The 18,650-nt window shown below is 66.2% G+C and carries 14 protein-coding genes; 10 read left to right on the forward strand and 4 right to left on the reverse strand.

Translation table 11 applies throughout. The features are described 5' to 3' along the window. Nucleotides 1-201 precede the first annotated feature (201 nt). The 3 genes from ACMGDH_RS01740 to ACMGDH_RS01750 form a co-directional block, all read right to left on the reverse strand. Nucleotides 202-1,467, reverse strand: coding sequence for a glycoside hydrolase family 172 protein (locus ACMGDH_RS01740; RefSeq protein WP_436826197.1), 1,266 nt, complete (start codon nt 1,465-1,467; stop codon nt 202-204). A gap of 29 nt (nt 1,468-1,496) precedes the next feature. Beyond that, nucleotides 1,497-2,525: a glycoside hydrolase family protein gene (locus ACMGDH_RS01745; RefSeq protein ID WP_436826198.1), complete on the reverse strand. Its 1,029-nt coding sequence runs from the start codon at nt 2,523-2,525 to the stop codon at nt 1,497-1,499. Between the two features lie 168 nt (nt 2,526-2,693). Continuing rightward, nucleotides 2,694-3,323, reverse strand: coding sequence for a helix-turn-helix domain-containing protein (locus ACMGDH_RS01750; RefSeq protein ID WP_436826199.1), 630 nt, complete (start codon nt 3,321-3,323; stop codon nt 2,694-2,696). Nucleotides 3,324-3,468: 145 nt separating this feature from the next. On the opposite strand from ACMGDH_RS01750, the gene ACMGDH_RS01755 reads away from it, so the two are divergent. From ACMGDH_RS01755 to ACMGDH_RS01800, 10 genes are all read left to right on the forward strand, one after another. Further along, nucleotides 3,469-5,442, forward strand: coding sequence for a serine hydrolase domain-containing protein (locus tag ACMGDH_RS01755; RefSeq protein ID WP_436826200.1), 1,974 nt, complete (start codon nt 3,469-3,471; stop codon nt 5,440-5,442). Nucleotides 5,443-5,449: 7 nt separating this feature from the next. Further along, a complete protein-coding gene (locus ACMGDH_RS01760; protein ID WP_436826201.1) occupies nt 5,450-6,451 on the forward strand; it encodes a dipeptide epimerase in 1,002 nt (333 codons plus the stop codon). A gap of 107 nt (nt 6,452-6,558) precedes the next feature. Next, nucleotides 6,559-8,835, forward strand: a complete 2,277-nt coding sequence (locus ACMGDH_RS01765) for a TonB-dependent receptor (protein WP_436826202.1) — start codon at nt 6,559-6,561, stop codon at nt 8,833-8,835. Between the two features lie 13 nt (nt 8,836-8,848). Next, the gene (locus ACMGDH_RS01770; RefSeq protein ID WP_436826203.1) at nt 8,849-9,886 is read left to right on the forward strand and encodes an N-acetyltransferase DgcN family protein; all 1,038 of its coding nucleotides are present in this window, start codon (nt 8,849-8,851) and stop codon (nt 9,884-9,886) included. Beyond that, entirely contained in the window at nt 9,883-11,013 is a 1,131-nt protein-coding gene (locus ACMGDH_RS01775; RefSeq protein ID WP_436826204.1) for a YkvI family membrane protein, read from the forward strand. Before ACMGDH_RS01770 ends, ACMGDH_RS01775 begins: the two co-directional genes overlap by 4 nt. Further along, nucleotides 11,010-12,590 (forward strand): serine hydrolase, encoded by a 1,581-nt coding sequence (locus ACMGDH_RS01780; RefSeq protein WP_436826205.1) that lies wholly within the window; start codon nt 11,010-11,012, stop codon nt 12,588-12,590. Before ACMGDH_RS01775 ends, ACMGDH_RS01780 begins: the two co-directional genes overlap by 4 nt. Next, nucleotides 12,587-13,783 carry a dipeptidase gene (locus ACMGDH_RS01785; RefSeq protein WP_436826206.1) on the forward strand — a complete coding sequence of 399 codons (1,197 nt, stop codon included), beginning with the start codon at nt 12,587-12,589 and terminating at the stop codon, nt 13,781-13,783. The genes ACMGDH_RS01780 and ACMGDH_RS01785 overlap by 4 nt, the downstream gene beginning before the upstream one ends. 123 nt (nt 13,784-13,906) lie before the next feature. Beyond that, on the forward strand, nt 13,907-14,803 hold the full coding sequence (gene galU, locus ACMGDH_RS01790) for a UTP--glucose-1-phosphate uridylyltransferase GalU (RefSeq protein ID WP_436826207.1): 897 nt from the start codon (nt 13,907-13,909) through the stop codon (nt 14,801-14,803). A gap of 42 nt (nt 14,804-14,845) precedes the next feature. Beyond that, a complete protein-coding gene (locus ACMGDH_RS01795; RefSeq protein WP_436826208.1) occupies nt 14,846-16,189 on the forward strand; it encodes a UDP-glucose dehydrogenase family protein in 1,344 nt (447 codons plus the stop codon). Nucleotides 16,190-16,330: 141 nt separating this feature from the next. Further along, nucleotides 16,331-17,707: a glycoside hydrolase family 16 protein gene (locus ACMGDH_RS01800; RefSeq protein ID WP_436826209.1), complete on the forward strand. Its 1,377-nt coding sequence runs from the start codon at nt 16,331-16,333 to the stop codon at nt 17,705-17,707. On the opposite strand, the gene ACMGDH_RS01805 is transcribed toward ACMGDH_RS01800, so the two are convergent. Next, the gene (locus ACMGDH_RS01805) at nt 17,679-18,650 is read right to left on the reverse strand and encodes a glycosyltransferase family 2 protein (RefSeq protein WP_436826210.1); all 972 of its coding nucleotides are present in this window, start codon (nt 18,648-18,650) and stop codon (nt 17,679-17,681) included. The genes ACMGDH_RS01800 and ACMGDH_RS01805 overlap by 29 nt on opposite strands.

Raw genomic sequence — 18,650 nt, forward strand, 5'->3', positions numbered from 1 at the left:
TGTTCTTTGATTTGCAGGACGAGCTTGCGACCTGATACTTTGGTAACATAGCGCCTGACCGGCAGCCAGTGGTGGTTTTCCCTAGGGACCGGACCAGCCGACTGGCAATTGTCGTGCATTTATAGCGGGGTGATCTCTTTGTTCCGGGCGCAGGCAGGGCTCATTTTCCGGATGAGTCGTGCAGAATATGAGATGTACCGTTTACTGACCGGGATTTCCGGGCTCTGCGGCTTTCTTCTCCGGAGGCGCTGGCGGGCGGAGCGCAGCCAGGCGCTCGGCCGGGGGGGCCAACGGGGACAGGCCGCTCACCGGCTTGTCGAGGTAGAAGAAGGCGACCGCCGACACATCGTCGCTTCGATAGAAGTTGGTCCAGCCCGCGGGCACGCCCGGATCGGTCACGCGCCGGCCTGAGCTCAGCAACTGCTGGAAGTTGGTGCGCTGGCCCGGGTCGATCGTCACTGGCGTGAGCTTCACGCCCGTCTTGAGCATTTCGATCACTCGCTCCTTCGGCGCGCCGCCGATCTGCTGGAGATCGACTCGGATGTCCCGATCGAAGAAGATCGGATCGGGCACATGGAAGCGGTAATAGGTCCAGCGCCCCCGCGGCTCGTCCGCAACGAACGATCCCTGGAAGCGGTTGACATAGGCGCCCTGCCCCCAGCCGGTGCCGATGTAATCTTCGGTGCCGGTGCCCACCAGCGTGGGCAGCGCGCCGTCGCCGTCGAGGTAGATCTTGGCCTCGCCCTCGCCCCACCAGCTGTTGCCATAGGCCGGGTCGGTGAGGGTGGTGACGATCGTGCCGAGGAAACGCCCGCGTCCCTCGACGCGCGGCAACACCTGGAAATCGCGCCCGATCTCGGTCGCGCGGACACGGCTCCAGTGCGCGTGGAAGTAAAGCGCGTCGGCAGGCGCCGACTTGAGCTGGCGATAATTGACGTCCCAGAAGATCAGGTTGAGCTGCTTGCCCGATTCATTGGTGACGACCACGCGCGCACCGGTGCGGAACGGCATCGGCACATAGGAGACGTAGGAGCGCCCCTCCGGGCTCGCCACCAGCGCGGTTTCCATCGGCACCAGTGCGCCTGCGCCCGCGCCGAAGAAATCGCCGAGCGGCACCGACACCGCCGGCGTGCTCGCCCCGTCCCAGTAGATGTCAAGGCGCAAGCCGCGCAGCATTTCCGGCGAGCGATCCTCGGTGGTGATCCACATCCGGTCGATGACCCCCGCGCCGCGGATATCGGCGAGCGTTAGCGAGGCGCCAGCCGGAAGGGTGTCGAACGCATGCCCCTTGCCGCCCTTGTTCTCGTGCCCGCCGGCGCCCTTCTTCGCCTCGCGGTTCTCCGGGCTCGCCCAGCGCGGCCGCCCATCCTGCTGGAACTGGTAGAGCGGGACCGTGCTCTCCTGCGCCATCACGGGCGCGGTGCCGAGAAGCGCGAATGCAATGCTCGCGTAGCGAAGGACGGACATGCTTCTCTCCTGTAAGCGCATCGGCGCTGCTAATTGCCCGCGGGAAAGGCCTTGAGCAGCGCATCATATTCGCGGCGGCTGATCTCGATCATCGAGCCGTGCCGCAGGCCGGCAGGCATCGTGTACCGGTCCCACGCCGCCACGCCCGAATTGCCCGAGACCTGATGCCAGGGACCGCGCAACCGCGGCGCCTTCGAGAGGCCATAGCTCGTGCCGGCATATTGCTCGTAATAGAGCAGCCAATCGTGGCCGCCGGGCGCGCGGATCAGCGTCGGCGCTTCGCGGAAGTTGGGGCTGAGCGGCGGGCCGGGCAGCGGATAGGGGCCGGTCAGCGCCGGGCCGCAGCTGATCCGGATCGTCTTACCGGTGGTCCAGTTGTACGAGGGGTAGCGCTCGTCCTTGACGATCGCGCAATAGCCGTCGGATTCGTCGTCCGGCACCACGACCGTGTCGATCGTCGCCATGTCCCAGTCGAACAGGCGGCGCGGCGGCCCTTCGAAGCGCTTGAGGTCGCGCGACATCGCATAGAGCGTCCGCTGGCTCGCCCAATAGCGCTCCGGATCCTCGGGCACGCCGGGCACTGTGGGCGTGTGCCAGGTCAGCAGGAACTTGCCTGAACGCTTGTCGAAGAACAACTTGGGTGCACCGATGCGCTGTAGCGGACTGGGGAGGCGCGGAACGGCCGAGAGATCGGGCTGGTAGGTGCCATAGGGTGTCCAGCGGATGAGGTCGGTCGAGGTCCAGAAGCGGATCAGCGGATCCTCGTCGCTCTTGTTGCCGACCAGGAAATAGCGGCCGTCGGGCGTCTTCGCGATCGAGGCATGGCCGTGGTAGTCCTCCGATACCGGCCGGCCGCCGTTGAGCCGGCGCCAGTGCAGCCCGTCGAGGCTGACGGAGTAATAGAGCACCCCGTAGCGCTCCTTCGTCATGTGCGCGAAGAGATAGGCCTTGTCGGGATGGACGAACGGCACTTCCGGCGCGCCGGGCGGAACCTCGCGCGACGGAGGTACGGCGGTTTGCGCAGCGGCTGGACCGGCGAGCGCTGTGATCGCGAACACAGCGGAACCCAGTCCTCGCAGGCAAGTGCGCAACCAAGCCGGCATGTCACCCTCCTCTCCGGTCCCGGGCAGCTTGCGCCGCTCCAGGCCTGCTCGATGCAGGCGGGTCTATCTTCTACGTCTGAATGATAATATCAATATGCTTTGCGCGAATAGATACGCCGAATTCTAGCCGTGCAGGTTGAGGAGCGAGTCCATCAGCCCGTCCTCGGCGCTCGAGCAGACGCCGAGGATCACGGCCTCGTCGCAGCCCTCGCCCGTCACATAGGCGTGGCCCATGTTCGAATCGATGTAGATCGATTCGCCGGCCTCGAGCGTGACCGGATCGTAGAATTCGGTGTGCACTACGATGCGGCCGCTGACGACGTAGATGAACTCCTCGCCCGAATGATGGACGAGCTCGCCGAACTCCTCGACCGACTTGGCGCGCACCCGCGTGATCACCGGGATCATCCGCTTCCGGCGCAGCTCGGTGCAGAGATAATAGTAATCATAGTTTGGCGTGTTCACCCGAACGGCATGATCGAGATCGCCGATGCTCCGGCGCGCAGTGACCGGTGCTTCGGCGGCCGGATCATTCTCGGCGAACAGCTCGGACATGCGGATGTTCAATCGCTGGCTGAGCTGGAGAAGCTTGTCATAGGTCAGCGTCAGCCGGTCGTGCTCGACCTTGGAAAGCGTCGACACCGGGATGCCGCTGCGCACGCTCATCTCCTTGAGCGTCCAGCCGTGGCGGCTGCGCAGCGCGCGCAGTAGCGCACCTAGCGTCGGTTGCTCGGGTTTCAGCCGCGTCGCCATGCCGTACCTCGGTTTGACATTTTTCCGAACAGGATCATTATGTCTCGATCAGGCGTAACTGGTTCGTTGGGGACATAGCCTAACCGCAGACGCAAACCGGCGCAATCGACATGCCGGGGCTGCGGGGACAGAGGGGAACAGCGCGATGTGGAAACGTTCGCTCACGATGCTCGCGGCAGGGCTGCTCGGCATCGCCGTGGGAGTACCGGCCTTCACCCAGGCGCCCGCGCCGCTGACTCCGATCCCGCAGGAAGCCGCGCCGGCCGTCCCGACCACGCCTCCGGGTACCGCTGCGCTGACCAAGACCGATGCCGATGCCTGGCTCGACGGTTTCATGCCCTATGCGCTGGCGCGCGGCGACGTGGCCGGCGCCGTGGTGGTGATCGTCAAGGACGGGCAGGTGCTGACCCAGCGCGGTTTCGGCTATGCCGATGTCGCGAAGCGCAAACCGGTCGATCCGGCGACGACCTTGTTCCGCCCGGGCTCGACGTCGAAGCTCTACACCTGGACCGCGGTGATGCAGCAGGTCGAGGCGGGCAAGCTCGACCTCGACGCCGACGTCAACCGCTACCTCGATTTCAAGATTCCGCCCTATGACGGCAAGCCGATCACGCTGCGCCAGATCATGACGCACACGGCCGGCTTCGAGGAGATCATCAAGGGGCTGCTGACCTTCGACAAACCGGTGCCGAGCCTGGGCGATGTGCTCAAGCATCGCATCCCGGAGCGTATCTACGCGCCCGGCACCACCCCCGCCTATTCCAACTATGCCACTGCCCTCGCGGGCTATATCGTCGAGCGCGTCTCCGGCATGTCGTTCGACGATTATATCGAGCGCAACATCTTCGGCCGGCTGGGGATGCAATATGCAACCTTCCGCCAGCCGCTGCCGGACCGGTTCAAGCCGTTCATGTCGCAGGGCTATGAGCTCGGTTCGGGCGAGGCGAAGAAATACGAGCTGATCGGCATGGCGCCCGCCGGCGCGGCGGCGATGAGCGGCGGCGACATGGCGAAGTTCATGATCGCGCATCTAAACGACGGCGGCCCGCTGCTCAGCCCCGCCACCGCGAAGCTGATGCACACGCCCCAGCCGAGCGCGATCCCGGCGATCAACACCATGGCGCTCGGATTCTACGAGCAGCGGATCAACGGCCATCGCGGGATCGGACATGGCGGCGACACCATGTATTTCCACAGCGATCTGCGGATCTTCCCCGAAGATAATATCGGGATCTTCATCTCGATGAACAGCGACGGGAAGGACGGCGTCACGCGCGCGCTCCGCGGCCGACTGTTCGAGGAGTTCGCCGACCGCTACCTTCCCGCGGCCGACAAGGCCCCGCCGGTCGAGCTGCCGACCGCAAAGGAGCACGCCAAGCTGCTCGTGGGCACTTGGACCAACAGCCGGCGGATCGACTCCAGCTTCGCGAAGGTCATCGGCCTGCTGAGCGACACCAAGATCACGCTCGACGCCGATGGCCGCCCGGTCATCGCCCCACTGACCGCGACCGGCGGCGTGCCGCGCAAGCTGATCGAAGTCGAACCTTTCGTGTGGCAGGACGCCTATGGCCATGAGCGGCTGGCGGCGCAGGTCGTTGACGGCAAGGTGGTGCGCTGGAGCTTCGGCGAGGTCTCGCCTTTCATGATCTGGTACCGCACGCCGGCCACGCTCGATTCGGCATGGCTGATGCCCGCGGTGCTGTTCGGGATCGCCGTGGTGTTCCTGACGGCGCTTTCATGGCCGGTCGGCTGGTTCGCGCGGCGCCGCTATGGCGCGCAGCTCGCACTGCAGGGTCGTGCGCTGCAAAGCTATCGCGTGGTCCGCGGCTTCGCCTGGCTCGTGCTGCTCGTGCTCGTTGGCTGGATGGTAGTGATCACCGGCCTCGAGACTTTCGAAAGCCATGGCTCGACCGACTGGCTGATCCTGCTGATCCAGATCGTGGGCACGCTCGCGTTCTTCGGGCTCTTCGCCGCCGCGCTGTGGAATGCCTGGATCATCTGGCGCAGCAAGCGCGGCTGGTTCGCCAAGCTGTGGAGCGTGCTGCTCGCGCTCGGCGCCTTCTTCATCCTATGGATGGCGCTGGCCTACAAGCTGATCTCCTTCGGTACCGAGTTCTGAGCAGGTGGTGACGCGCCTCTCGGTCGATGTGGCGGTGGAACGGCTTCCCTTCGCGAAGCCGTTCCACATCTCGGGCCATGTCTTCACCGAATCCCAGGTGGTGGTCGTAAAGCTGTCCGATGGCCTCCACACCGGGCGCGGCGAGGCGAGCGGCGTCTATTATCTGGACGACGATGTCGAAGCGATGTCCGCCGCGCTCAAGACGGTACGCGGAGACCTGAGCCGCGGCATGTCGCGCGCCGATCTCCAGCAGGCGCTGCCCCCCGGCGGCGCGCGCAACGCAGCGGACTGCGCGCTGTGGGAGCTGGAGGCGAAGCGCGAGGGGATTCCGGTGTGGAAGCTTGCCGGCCTGCCCGAGCCCAAGCCACTGCTCACCACCTTCACCCTAGGCGCTGAGGACCCGGGGGCGATGGCGGAAGCTGCATTAGCTTATCGCCAGGCCCGCGCGCTCAAGCTCAAGCTCACCGGCGACCTCGACATGGACATTGCCCGCGTTCGCGCGGTACGCGCGGCGAGGCGCGATTGCTGGATCGGCGTCGATGCCAACCAGGGGTTCGGGATCGAAGCGCTTGATGCGCTGATCGAAGTTCTGGTCGAATGCAAGATCGCGCTGCTCGAGCAGCCGCTCGCGCGCGGCCGCGAAGCCGATCTCGACGGGTTCAGTTCGCCGATCCCCATCGCGGCCGACGAAAGCGCCCTCAGCCTGACGGACGTGGACGGGCTCGTAGGCCGCTTCGACACCGTCAACATCAAGCTCGACAAGTGCGGCGGCCTCACCGAGGCAATCGCGATCGCGCGGCGGGCACGGCTGCTCGGCCTGGGCGTGATGGTCGGCAACATGGTCGGATCGAGCCTCGCCATGGCGCCTGCCTTCCTGGTCGGGCAGCTGTGCGACGTGGTCGATCTCGATGGCCCCACCTTCCTCGCCGCCGATCGGACTCCGGGAATCCGATACGCCGATGGCATGATTCATTGCGGTCCCGAAGTCTGGGGCGCAGCCGCAACCTGAGCTTTGGCTGTCACCCCGAAGTCACGGTTTCGAAACTTTCTTGCCGGATCGATTGACAATTCTCTAATCAGGATAATAGCATCCCAATTAGATAAACAAACGAACGCATGAGCGCCGACGTGGTGCTGCGTGCGGTCACCGCCGGTCGGGGGACCGACGGAAGCCATCGAATTCCCAGGGAGGGATCGACGATGATGCGCATCAAGAACCGGAGCATGTTGCTGATCACTGCCGCAGCCGGTGCGCTGCTGGCACCCACGGCAACCCTTGCGCAGGAAACCAAGCCGGCGCCCACGCAATCGGCAGTGGCCGGTGACGATGAAGTGGTCGTCACGGCGCAAAAGCGCGAGGAGCGGCTGCAGGACGTGCCGATCTCGATCAGCGTCGTCGGCGGTGCGCAGATGCAGGAGAGCGGCGCCTCGCAGCTTTCCGACTATGCTGCCTATGTGCCCGGCTTCCAGGTCGACAATGCCGGATCGCCGGGCCGTTCGACGCTCTCGCTGCGCGGCGTCGCGCCGATCGGCCCCAGCTCTACCGTGGGCATCTATCTCGACGACGCACCGATCGGATCCAGCGGCATCTACAATCGCGCGCAGACCTTCTCGCTCGACCTGCTGCCCTATGACATCGACCAGCTGGAAGTGCTGCGCGGGCCGCAGGGCACGCTCTACGGCGCGAGCTCGATCGGCGGCCTGCTCAAATATGTGACCGTGCAGCCCGACCTCAACAGCCTGTCGGTGCGCGCGAGCGGTGAGGTGTTCACCATCGCCCATGGCGGCGACTTGGGCTGGGCAGCGAGCGCGATGGTCAACGTGCCGATCGTCAGCGACAGCCTGGCGATCAGCGGCAGCTATTCGCGCCGCGACACGCCCGGCTACATCGACAACATCTTCACCGGCGAGGAGGATGTGAACGACGCCGTCCAGCAGGGCGGCCGCGTGGCTCTGCTGTGGCGGCCCGACGCGAACCTCACCGTCAAGCTCAGCGGCGTGTGGCAGTCCGTCGATTCGGACAATTTTTCGATCCTCTACGAGACGCCGGGCACCTATGCGCCGCTCGCGCCCGACGCCGAATGGCTCAGCACCAATTCGCAGCTGCCCGAGCCCTTCACCAGCGACTTCCAATTCTATTCGGGCACGGTCGCCTATGATCTGGGCTTTGCCGAACTGAGCTCGACGACTTCGTACAGCGAGCTCGAGATCCTCGAGACCAGCGACGCTTCGCGCGTCTATGGCGTGATCTGGGGCGGGCTCGCGCTCTACCCTGCTACGCTGCACCAGCGGAAATGGACCGAGGAAGTTCGCCTCACTTCGGCATCGAGCGACAAGTTCGAATGGATGCTCGGCTTCTTCTACACCGACGAGGACAACAGTCACGACCAGATCGTCCACGCCTATGATGCATCGGGCGAGGTGCTGCCCGCTTTCGATCCGTTCGCGATCGTGGCGCTGCCCAATACCTACAAGGAATATGCCTTCTTCGGGAACGCGACCTACAAGTTCAGCAACGCCTTCCATATCACCGGCGGGCTACGCTGGGCGCGCAACGACCAGACCTTCACTCAGGTGACTCAGATCCCGCTGCTCGGGCTCGACAGCGGCGGCGACGGCAGCTCGTCCGAAGAGATCGTCACCTGGAGCGTCAGTCCGCAGATCAACATCAATCCGGATCTGATGATCTATGCCCGTGCCGCCACCGGCTATCGGCCCGGCGGTCCGAACATCGCGCTGCCGGGCTTCCCCGCCACGGTCGATTCCGAGACGGTGACGAGCTACGAAGCGGGCATCAAGGCGCAGATGCTCGACCAGAAGGTGACGCTCAACGCGGCAGTCTTCCTGCTCGACTGGAAGGACCTTCAGACCAGCGCTGCCTTTGCCGAGGGTATCAACGGTCTGGTCAATGCAGGGACGGCTCGGAGCAAGGGGGTCGAGGCTTCGCTGTTGATCCAGCCGGTCAGCGGGTTCAGTGTCGGTGCCAACTTTGCCTACGCCGACGCCAAATGCACCGAGACGACCGACAATTGCACCGACGGCGACCGGCTGCCGAGCGTGCCCGAGCTCGCCGCGGCGATGACGGCCGACTATGGCTTCGTGCTCGGCAGCAAGGCCAAGGCGCATGTCGGCGGCGCGGTGCGCATCGTCGGTGACCGCATTTCGGCGGTCGAAAGCTCGCCGCTGTCGGTCCCGATCGACGGCTATGCGGCGCTCGATCTCAACGCATCGGTGACCTTCGGCGGCAAATGGACGCTGCGCGCCTATGCCCGCAACCTGACCGACGAGGAGGGGCGGATCACGACCAACGTCGCGACGGTCAACCCCGGCTTCCTCTCGACCGTTCCCCTGCAGCCGCGCACGCTCGGCCTCGCGGTCGACCTGGCGTTCTGATCGGAGCACAAGCATGAATGCCCCCATGGGCGCGCGCGGCACCGCGATGGTGCTGCCCCAGCCCTATCTCCTCTTCCTCGGCGACACGACCGAGCCGGGGTTCGCCAAGACTGCGTTCGGGCTTCGTGACTGGGCGGGGGACAAATGCGTGGGCGAATTCGCGTGCGGCGCCACCGTCACCACCGATCTGCCGCGGCTCACGCCTGCCCAGGCCGTGGCGGAGGGCGCGAAGGGACTGGTGATCGGCGTAGCCAATCCGGGCGGGATGATCCCGCCCTCGTGGCGCCAGCCGCTGATCGAGGCACTCGAGGCAGGGCTCGACATCGTTTCGGGAATGCACGTGCGGCTGGCCGACATTCCCGAAGTCGCCGAAGCCGCAGCGCGGCTGGGACGGCGGCTGATCGACATCCGCGTTCCTCCGACCGAGATTCCGGTCGCCTCCGGACGCAAGCGCAGCGGCAAGCGGCTGCTGACGGTCGGCACCGATTGCGCGCTCGGCAAGAAATACACGGCGCTGGCGATCGCCCGCGGCTTCCAGCAGCGCGGTATCGATTCCGATTTCCGCGCCACCGGCCAGACCGGGATCATGATCGCGGGCGGCGGCATGCCGATGGACGCCGTGGTCTCCGATTTCGAGGCGGGCGCAGCCGAGATGCTTTCGCCCGACGCCGCGCCCGATCACTGGGACGTGATCGAGGGCCAAGGATCGCTGATGCACCCCGCCTTCGCCGCGGTATCGCTCGGGCTGCTCCACGGCAGCCAGCCCGACGTGTTCGTGGTCTGCCACGAGCCCGGCCGGACCGAGATGCTCGGCACTGCCGGCTACAAGCTGACCAGCATCGAGGAAGTGGTCGAGCTGACCCTATTGCTCGGCCGGCGCACCAATCCGGCGATCCGCTGCGGCGGCTTCTCGTTCAACACATCGGCGCTCGGGGCGGAGGAAGCCGCCGAGCTGATGGCGCGCGAGAGCGAACGGCTGGGCCTGCCCGTAGCCGATCCGATCCGTGGCGGGCCCGCGTTCGACGCGCTGATCGACAGCTGCCTGGCATGAGCAGGGCGGGGGCAGGATCGAGCTGGTTCCAGCGCTTCCTGCTACCCGGGCTCGCATTCAAGGGCGTGGTGATCGGCGGCGGTTACGCGACCGGCCGCGAGCTCGCCGAATTCTTCGTGCCCAGTGGCCCGCAGGGCGGGCTGGCGGCGATGCTGCTCGCGATGGCGATCTGGAGCGCAGTCTGCGCAGCGACCTTCGCCTTCGCGCACATGACGCGCAGCTTCGACTATCGCAGCTTCTTCCATCGACTGCTCGGCCCCGGCTGGATCGCGTTCGAGATCGTCTATCTGCTTCTGCTGGTGCTGATCCTCGCCGTGATCGGGGCGGCCGCGGGCGAGATCGGCGCTAGCTTCGGCGCGCCGCCGATCCTCGGCACGCTGCTGCTCGGCGCCGTGATCGCCGCAATCACCAGCTTCGGCAGCGCCTCGGTCGAGCGGCTGTTCAAATATGCATCGATCCTGCTCTACCTCGTCTACGCACTGTTCCTGCTGCTGGGGTTGACCAGCTTCGGCGATCGCATCGCCGCCAGCCTGGCGACGCCGGCGGCCTGGGACGGCTGGGTGGCGGGCGGAGTCACTTATGCGGGGTACAACCTCGTCGCCGCCGCGGTGGTGCTCCCGTTAACGCGGCATCTCACCAGCCGGCGCGACGCGCTGATCGCAGGCGCGGTCGCCGGGCCGCTCGCGATGCTGCCCGCGCTCGGCTTCTTCCTCTGCATGATCGCCTTCTATCCGGGCATCGGCGCGGAAACGCTGCCATCGAGCTTCCTGCTCGCCCAGATGGAAATGCCCGCATTCCGCATCGCGTTCCAGGCGATGATTTTCGCGGCGCTGCTCGAGACAGGCGTCGGCGTGGTACATGCCGTGAACGAGCGCGTGGCCGGCGCCTGGCATGCACGGCGCGGATCCGACCTCTCGCAGCGAGCGCGCGCCGGTATCGCGCTGGGGTTGCTCATCGGCTGCATCTTCGTCGCCAACCGGTTCGGCCTCGTCGCGCTTATCGGCAGCGGTTACCGGCTGCTCGGCTTCGCGGTCCTGGCCGTCTTCGTGCTGCCGCTGCTGACGATCGGCGTCGCGCGGATGCTGCGTACCCGCCCCCCTGTTCTCAACGGAGAAACCGCGTCATGAACTTGCGCCTCCGCCACATGCTGCCGCTGCTCCTCCTCGTCACCACCCCCGCCGCAGCCGATCCGCCGACGGGCTTCGCGGAGAAAGTAGAGGCGCTCCGCAAACAGACCGGCGCGCCTGGCATCGCGGTAGCAATCGTCGAGAAGGGCAGGACCACGCTCGCCCAAGGTTGGGGCGTCCGGAAACTGGGCGACCCGGCGCCGGTGACTGCCGACACGATCTTCCAGACTGGCTCGACCGGCAAGGCGTTCACGTCCACGGCGCTCGCGATCCTGGTCGATCAGGGCAAGATCGGCTGGGACGACAAGGTGATCGATCACATGCCGTGGTTCCGCATGTACGATCCCTGGGTGACGCGCGAGATCACGATCCGCGACCTGCTCGTCCACCGCAGCGGCCTCGGCCTGGGCGCGGGCGACCTGCTATTCGTCCCCCGTGGCAGCCTGTCGCGGAAGGAAACCGTCAAGCGGCTGGCGTACATCAAGCCGGCGACCAGCTTCCGTTCGGCCTATGCCTATGACAACATCCTCTACACCGTCGCGGGCCAGCTGATCGAAGAGGTCAGCGGCAAGACCTGGGAAGAGTTCATGACCCAGGAAGTGCTCGCGCGCGGCGGCATGACCACCGCCACTGCCACCTACGAGGCGCGCTGGGCGACGCCCGACCGCGCCTTCCCGCACGCCCGGATCGGCGGTGCGGTGCGCGGCGATGGGCCCAATTCGGTGTTGAACGAGCGCGAGGAGCTCGGCCGCGCGGCGATGCCCGCGGGCGGGCTCGCGCTCAGCGCCAACGATCTTGCGCAGTGGCTCAAGATCCAGCTCGCCCACGGCGCCCTGCCGGGCGGCGGCCGGCTGTTCAGCGAAGCGCAGGCCGCCGAGATGTGGAAGGGCGTGACGATCCAGCCGATCGCGCAGATGCCCGGCGGCCTGGCGCCGCTCACGCCCAAGTTCAGCAGCTATGCGCTGGGCTGGGAAGTCGAGGATTATCGCGGCGCGCGGATCATCTCGCACGGCGGCGGCGTGTTCGGATCGATAACCCACGTCATCCTGCTCCCCGATCAGGATGTGGGCATCGCCGTGGTGGTCAATTCGGAGGAAGTGGCGCTGCTGCGCGGCGTCGCGCACATGTTGGTCGACCACTATCTGAGCGTTCCCGATCAGGATTGGCCGAAGCGCTTCGGCGAATTCATGGAGAAGCGCGTCGCCGGCGGAAAGGCGGCGCTGGTCGCGGGGAAAGCGGCACCTGCCAAGGTCGGCCCTTCGCTGCCGCTCGATCGCTATGCCGGCACCTATCGCGACCCCTGGTATGGCGATGTCGCGGTCACCGATGGCGCCGATGGCCTGCGCATCGATTTCAAGACGACGCCGCGTATGGCGGGCAAGCTGGTCCATTGGCAGTATGACACCTTCGTCACCCGCTTCGAAGACAAGGCGATCGAGCCGGCTTACGTCACCTTCGCGCTCGATGCCGACGGCAAGGTCGCGCGCGTGTCGATGAAGGCTGAGAGCCCGATCGCCGATTTCAGCTACGATTATCACGATCTCGACCTGCGGCCGGTGGCGGAGACGGAGAAATGAGCACGCGCGTTGCGACCCTGGCTGCATTGCTCCTCTCCGGCTGCACCTCCACTGCTCCGGAAGCGCCGTCGCGCAAATCGCACGCCGATTTCCTCACGCTCGACACGCATCTCGATACGCCGATCCACTTCGGCCGCCCCGGCTGGAGCTTCGCCGGCCACCACGACCCCGCGACCGATCTCGTGCAGGTGGACATGGAGCGGATGGAGGCCGGCGCGCTCGATGGCGGCTTCTTCGCGATCTACACCGAACAGGGGCCGCTCACGGCAAAGGGCTATGCCGATGCGCTCGCCTTCGCACGCAAGCGATCGGATCTGATCGACGCCACGCTCGCCAAATTTCCCGATCGGATCGGCCGTGCACTCACCGCCGAAGATGCGCGGCGGCTCGACCGGGAAAGCAAGCTGATCGCCTTCAAGAGCATGGAGAACAGCTACGAGCTGGGCGAGGACCTCTCGCTCCTCAAGGAATTCCACGATCGCGGCGTGCGATTGGCCGGACCCGTCCACGGCGCCAACAATCAGTTCGCCGATTCCTCCGGAGACACGCCCAAATGGAACGGTCTCTCCCCCCTCGGGCGCAAATGGGTAGAGGAGATGAATCGGCTGGGGATGGTGATCGACGCGAGCCACGCGTCCGATGCCGCGTTCGATCAGATGCTGGAGCTGTCGAAGACACCCTTGCTGCTCTCGCATTCGAGCGGACGCTGGGCGTTCGACCATCCCCGCAATCTCGACGACGCGCGAATCCGCAAGCTCGCCGCGAAAGGCGGGGCGATCTGCATCAGCACGATCTTCCTCTCCAACATGAACATGACGCCCGAGCGCGCCGCGCTGTTCGCCCAATACGAGCGCATCGCCGAGCTTTCGCCGGAGGAGCAGGCCGATCTCGCCCGCCGCTGGCGCGCGCTCGACGCGACCCAGCCGATGTGGAACGCCGATTTCGAGCGCTACATGGCGATGGTCCTCCACGTGATCCAAGTCGCAGGCGTCGACCATGTCTGCTTCGGCGCCGATTGGGACGGCGGCGGCGGGTTGCCGGGCATCCAGGATATCTCCGCCCTGCCCAAGGTAACCGAGCGGCTGCGGCAGGCGGGCTATTCGGACGACGACCTCGCCAAGATGTGGGGCGGCAATATCCTGCGAATCCTGGATCAGGCCCAGAAGTCCGCTGGCGGCGCCCCGACCCGCTGAAGGCGGCGATTTCATCCGTTCCTCCGGGCAATTACGGATCATCGGTGCACAGGCGGCGGCGAGCTGAAATTGCCGCTGACCCTCCCTCCGCATATGCTGCAACGCAGCGAAGGAGGTGGCGTCATGACCCCGAAGCGAGTGCGTAAAGCTGTATTTCCCGTTGGCGGGCTTGGAACCCGTTTTCTCCCTGCAACCAAGGCGATCCCCAAGGAGATGCTGCCCGTCGTCGATCGGCCGCTGATCCAATATGCGGTCGAGGAAGCGATCGAGGCGGGGATCGAACAGATGATCTTCGTCACCGGCCGCGGGAAGGCCGCGATCGAGGACCATTTCGACATCGCGTTCGAGCTCGAGACCACGATGAGCGGGCGCGGCAAGTCGCTCGAAATCCTGGGCCGCACGCGATTGAAGCCCGGTGCAGTCACCTACGTCCGCCAGCAGGAGCCGATGGGCCTCGGCCATGCAGTGTGGTGCGCGCGCGACGTGGTGGGCGACGAGCCGTTCGCAGTGCTGCTCGCCGACGATTTCATGCGCGGCCGTCCCGGCTGCCTCAAGCAGATGATCGATGCCTATGAAAAGGTCGGCGGCAATCTGATCTGCGCTGAAGTCGTACCCGACGAACAGACGCATCGTTATGGCATCATCACGCCCGGCACGCGCGACGGCACGCTCACGGAGGTGAAGGGGCTGGTCGAGAAGCCTGCCCCCGGCACCGCCCCGTCGAACCTGTCGGTGATCGGCCGCTACATCCTCCAGCCGGAAGTGATGCGCGTGCTCGAGGGGCAGGAGAAGGGCGCCGGCGGCGAGATCCAGCTCACCGACGCGATGGCGCGGATGATCGGTGACCAGCCGTTCCACGGCGTCACCTTCCAGGGCACCCGGTACGATTGCGGTGACAAGGCCGGCTTCCTCCATGCCAATCTGGCGGTTGCGCTCGACCGCGAGGATTTGGCCGAAGAGGTGGAGTTGTTCGCGAGCCAGCTGCTCGCAGCACGCGCCGAACCGCGCCGGGCTGCCTGATCGAACACCAGAAAACGCATCCAAGAGTAAAGGAGTAACGGCATGCGCATCGTCATGATCGGATCGGGCTATGTCGGCCTCGTATCCGGCGCCTGCTTCGCGGACTTCGGCCATCAGGTCGTCTGCGTCGACAAGGACGCCACCAAGATCGCGCGGCTCAATGCCGGCGAGATCCCCATATACGAGCCCGGGCTCGACGATCTCGTCGCGCGCAACGTGGCGGCCGGGCGGCTTTCCTTCTCGACCGAGCTCGCCGGCCCGGTCGGCGAGGCCGAAGTGGTGTTCATCGCCGTGGGCACCCCCGCCCGCCGCGGCGACGGCCATGCCGACCTTTCCTATGTCCACGCCGCAGCCGCCGAGATGGCGCCGGCGCTCAACGGCTTCACCGTGGTCGTCACCAAGTCGACCGTTCCGGTCGGCACCGGCGACGAAGTCGAGCGCATCATCCGCGAAGCGAATCCCCAGGCGGACTTCGCCGTCGCTTCCAACCCCGAATTCCTGCGCGAGGGCGCCGCGATCGACGACTTCAAGCGGCCCGACCGCATCGTCGTGGGGCTCGAGGACGATCGCGCCCGGCCGGTGATGGAGGAAGTCTATCGCCCGCTCTATCTCAACCAGTCGCCGATCCTGTTCACCGGCCGGCGCACGAGCGAGCTGATCAAATACGCCGCCAACGCCTTCCTAGCGGTCAAGATCACCTTCATCAACGAGATCGCCGATCTCTGCGAAGCAGTGGGCGCGGACGTGCAGCAGGTCGCCCGCGGGATCGGGCTCGACAACCGGATCGGCGCCAAGTTCCTCCACGCCGGCCCCGGCTATGGCGGCTCGTGCTTCCCCAAGGACACGCTCGCGCTGGTCAAGACCGCCGAGGATTCGGGGACGCCGATCCGCATCGTCGAGACCACTGTCGCGGTCAACGACACGCGCAAGCGTGCGATGGGGCGCAAGATCATCGCCGCATGCGAGGGATCGGTGCGGGGCAAGAAGATCGCCGTGCTCGGCCTTACCTTCAAGCCGAACACCGACGACATGCGCGACGCGCCGAGCCTCGCGGTCATCCAGGCGCTGGAAGACGCCGGTGCGAGCGTGAGCGCGTTCGATCCCGAGGGCATGGCCGCCGCCCGGCCGCTGCTGCCCAATGTCGAGTTCGCCACCTCGCCCTACGAGGCCGCGGAAGGCGCCGCGGCGCTGGTGATCGTCACCGAATGGGACGCGTTCCGCGCGCTCGATCTCACACAGCTCCGCAAGCGCATGGCCGGCCCTGCGTTGGTCGATCTGCGCAACATCTACCGGCCGGAAGCCGTCGAGGCGGCAGGCTTCGCCTATACCGGCGTCGGCCGCGGCACGCTTGCCCTGGCGGAAGAATTTAGCGTGGCTGCAGAATGATTTAAGTTCCGCGGCTCGCGGCAACGAGCTCACGATTCATCGCAAAAAGCGGCGCGAGACATAAGTCTCGCGCCGCTTTGTCCTACATACCCCCTAGAGGCGGCAATGTTGCGGCCTCTCGACACCGGGGGGTGTATTTCCATGCGCATCTATCTGTCGCGCCCGTTTTCGGGCGCTCTCTCCTTGTGCGCGCTCGCGGCATGCTCGGGCGCTGACAATTCTTCCTCCAGCCAGTCCGGCCTAGTAATGGTCGATGCTCCTGCGGCGACTACGTCAACCGGCGTGCTCGGCCCGCTCGCCGCCACGAGCACTACGACGACGGCCACCACGACCAACAGCTTCGCAAGCTTCGATTACGCCGGCGGCACGCGGCTGCCCGAAAAGGCGACACTCTCGATCGGCTCGGCGGTATTCCATCCGGACGCCTCGGTCGCGCACGTGCCGGTCACGCTCGACCGGCCGACGCCCAACACCGTGATCGCGCGTGTGATCACCGTCAACGGTTCGGGCACGACGACCAAGGCGGTCTCGGGCTATCAATATAAGGCGACTGAAGCGGTGGTGATCTTTCGCCCCGGCGATCCGCTGCGCAAGACCGTCGCCGTCCCGATCCTCTCGGTGATCAACGGGCAGCAATTCTCGCTCAAGCTGCGCGAGGCGCCGTGGGGCGCGAATCAGGGCACCGCCAGCGCGACCGTGACCGCGAACGCCGGGGCGACGCCCACCGCTGCCTCCACCAGCGGCTTCCGCTATCCGCGGACCTTCCGCACCTTCGGGTCGCTCCGCTACAACATGACCCAGAGCACGATGCAGTGGTCGGATGAAGGCTGGTCGAACGGCTGGTCGACCAAGCTGTCGCACGGCCGCGCCCAGGTCGCGAACGGCGAAACTGGCCTCTATCTCGACGAAAGCCTCTACCCCTGGGTCGAGGCGCCGCTGCGCTACACCGACGAGGGGCTGGTGTTCCACACGCAGAAGCTCTGGACGCCGATCAACTATAACGGCACGGCCTATGGTTATGGCTCGGTCGTGCTGAGCGGGCACAACACCACCGCCACCCATATCGGCTACGGCCAGTATGAATGGGTCGCCAAATTGCCCACGCGGCGGGGGACATGGCCGGCCTTCTGGCTGATCTCCACCTCCGGCTGGCCGCCCGAGATCGATGTCTTCGAGGGTTTCGGATACCAGAGCTACTGGAACTTCGATGCACACATCTCGGCGACCATCCATGGCGGCCGCGGCGCGGTGCGGAGCTTCCAGCGCGGCTCGATCATCCAGGCGCAGCAGGCCTATGGCCTGTCGGGCTTCTCGCAGGACTATCACCGCTATGCCGTGGACATCGGCCCGGAGTACATCACCTGGTTCGTCGACGGGCTCGAAGTCTATCAGAGCGTCAACCCGTTCAGGGGACACCGCTGGTATCCGATCATGAACGTCGCGGTGAAGACGAACAGCGCCTATACCGACGGCTCGGGCGACATGATCGTCAAGAGCTTCCGCGCCTGGGAGAACTGACCGGAGGGGGAGCGGCGTAGATCGCGTCGCTCCCGCCCGCCAGCGCATAGAGCCGCGCCACCGACTTCACCCATTGCCCGGCGATGTCGAGCCGGCGCTCGCGCTTCCAGGCGAGTGCCGGCAGCGACGCGGTGCGCAGCCCGAGCAGCGCCAGCGACCGGCCCGCCAGCGCAGCGCGGCCTTTGACTCCGGGGCGCCGCTTGCGCGCCACCATCGTATCGGTGATTCCGATCCGCCACATGCGGCGCAGCACCCAGCCGCGCCGTGCCCGCTCGGGGCCTACCCACTCCTGCACCTTCGCCTTGGGCGCCCAGGCGAAGCCGAACCCCAGCGCCTGCAGCCGCGTGAGGAAATCCAGATCCTCGCCGCCGCTCCGGTTGAAGCTCGGGTCGAACCACGGCCGATCGACCGCTTCCAATGCCTCGCGCGTGATCAGCAGGTTGTTGCTGGCGTAAAGCATCGGCGTGGGCCCCTCGGCGCGCTCCTCGGGGCGGAAGACGAGCGTCTCACGCCACCAGCGCGGCTCGGCGCCGGTGAACACGGGCTCGACAGGGCCGCCGACGACCGCAGCACCGGTGCGCTGCTGAACCGCCAGCAATTCGGCGAGCCAGGCGGGATTCGGCCATTCATCGTCATCGATCATCGCCAGCCGCCGCATCGCGGGATAGCGCAGCGCATGGGCGACGATCGCGTTGCGCACGCTGCACAGGCCCGGCTTGGGCACGAGAAGGATGTCGACCGGGATCGAGAGCGTTGGCGCCAGCGCGCAGGCAATCGCGGCGCCTTCGCGGCCCTGCGGGTCGTTCTCGGCCACCAGCAGCGCCGTGCCCTCGAGCCCTTGCAGGCCGCGCACCGCTTCGAGCAGCGCCCGCAGCCGATCCGGCCGCCGGAAGGTCGGGACAGCAATTACCGTCGAGGCCGTGTGGGAGCGCCGGGTGGCCAT

Source organism: Sphingomonas radicis (assembly GCF_051400635.1).
Classification (GTDB): Bacteria; Pseudomonadota; Alphaproteobacteria; order Sphingomonadales; family Sphingomonadaceae; genus Sphingomonas.

Excerpts from the sequence above, each read along its gene's own strand:
- ACMGDH_RS01740 (WP_436826197.1), bottom strand. The coding sequence starts at position 1,467 with ATGTCCGTCCTTCGCTACGCGAGCATTGCATTCGCGCTTCTCGGCACC.
- ACMGDH_RS01750 (WP_436826199.1), bottom strand. The coding sequence starts at position 3,323 with ATGGCGACGCGGCTGAAACCCGAGCAACCGACGCTAGGTGCGCTACTG.
- ACMGDH_RS01755 (WP_436826200.1), top strand. The coding sequence starts at position 3,469 with ATGTGGAAACGTTCGCTCACGATGCTCGCGGCAGGGCTGCTCGGCATC.
- ACMGDH_RS01765 (WP_436826202.1), top strand. The coding sequence starts at position 6,559 with ATGAGCGCCGACGTGGTGCTGCGTGCGGTCACCGCCGGTCGGGGGACC.
- ACMGDH_RS01770 (WP_436826203.1), top strand. The coding sequence starts at position 8,849 with ATGAATGCCCCCATGGGCGCGCGCGGCACCGCGATGGTGCTGCCCCAG.
- ACMGDH_RS01775 (WP_436826204.1), top strand. The coding sequence starts at position 9,883 with ATGAGCAGGGCGGGGGCAGGATCGAGCTGGTTCCAGCGCTTCCTGCTA.
- ACMGDH_RS01780 (WP_436826205.1), top strand. The coding sequence starts at position 11,010 with ATGAACTTGCGCCTCCGCCACATGCTGCCGCTGCTCCTCCTCGTCACC.
- ACMGDH_RS01785 (WP_436826206.1), top strand. The coding sequence starts at position 12,587 with ATGAGCACGCGCGTTGCGACCCTGGCTGCATTGCTCCTCTCCGGCTGC.
- galU (WP_436826207.1), top strand. The coding sequence starts at position 13,907 with ATGACCCCGAAGCGAGTGCGTAAAGCTGTATTTCCCGTTGGCGGGCTT.
- ACMGDH_RS01795 (WP_436826208.1), top strand. The coding sequence starts at position 14,846 with ATGCGCATCGTCATGATCGGATCGGGCTATGTCGGCCTCGTATCCGGC.
- ACMGDH_RS01800 (WP_436826209.1), top strand. The coding sequence starts at position 16,331 with ATGCGCATCTATCTGTCGCGCCCGTTTTCGGGCGCTCTCTCCTTGTGC.
- ACMGDH_RS01805 (WP_436826210.1), bottom strand. The coding sequence starts at position 18,650 with ATGGCCACCCGGCGCTCCCACACGGCCTCGACGGTAATTGCTGTCCCG.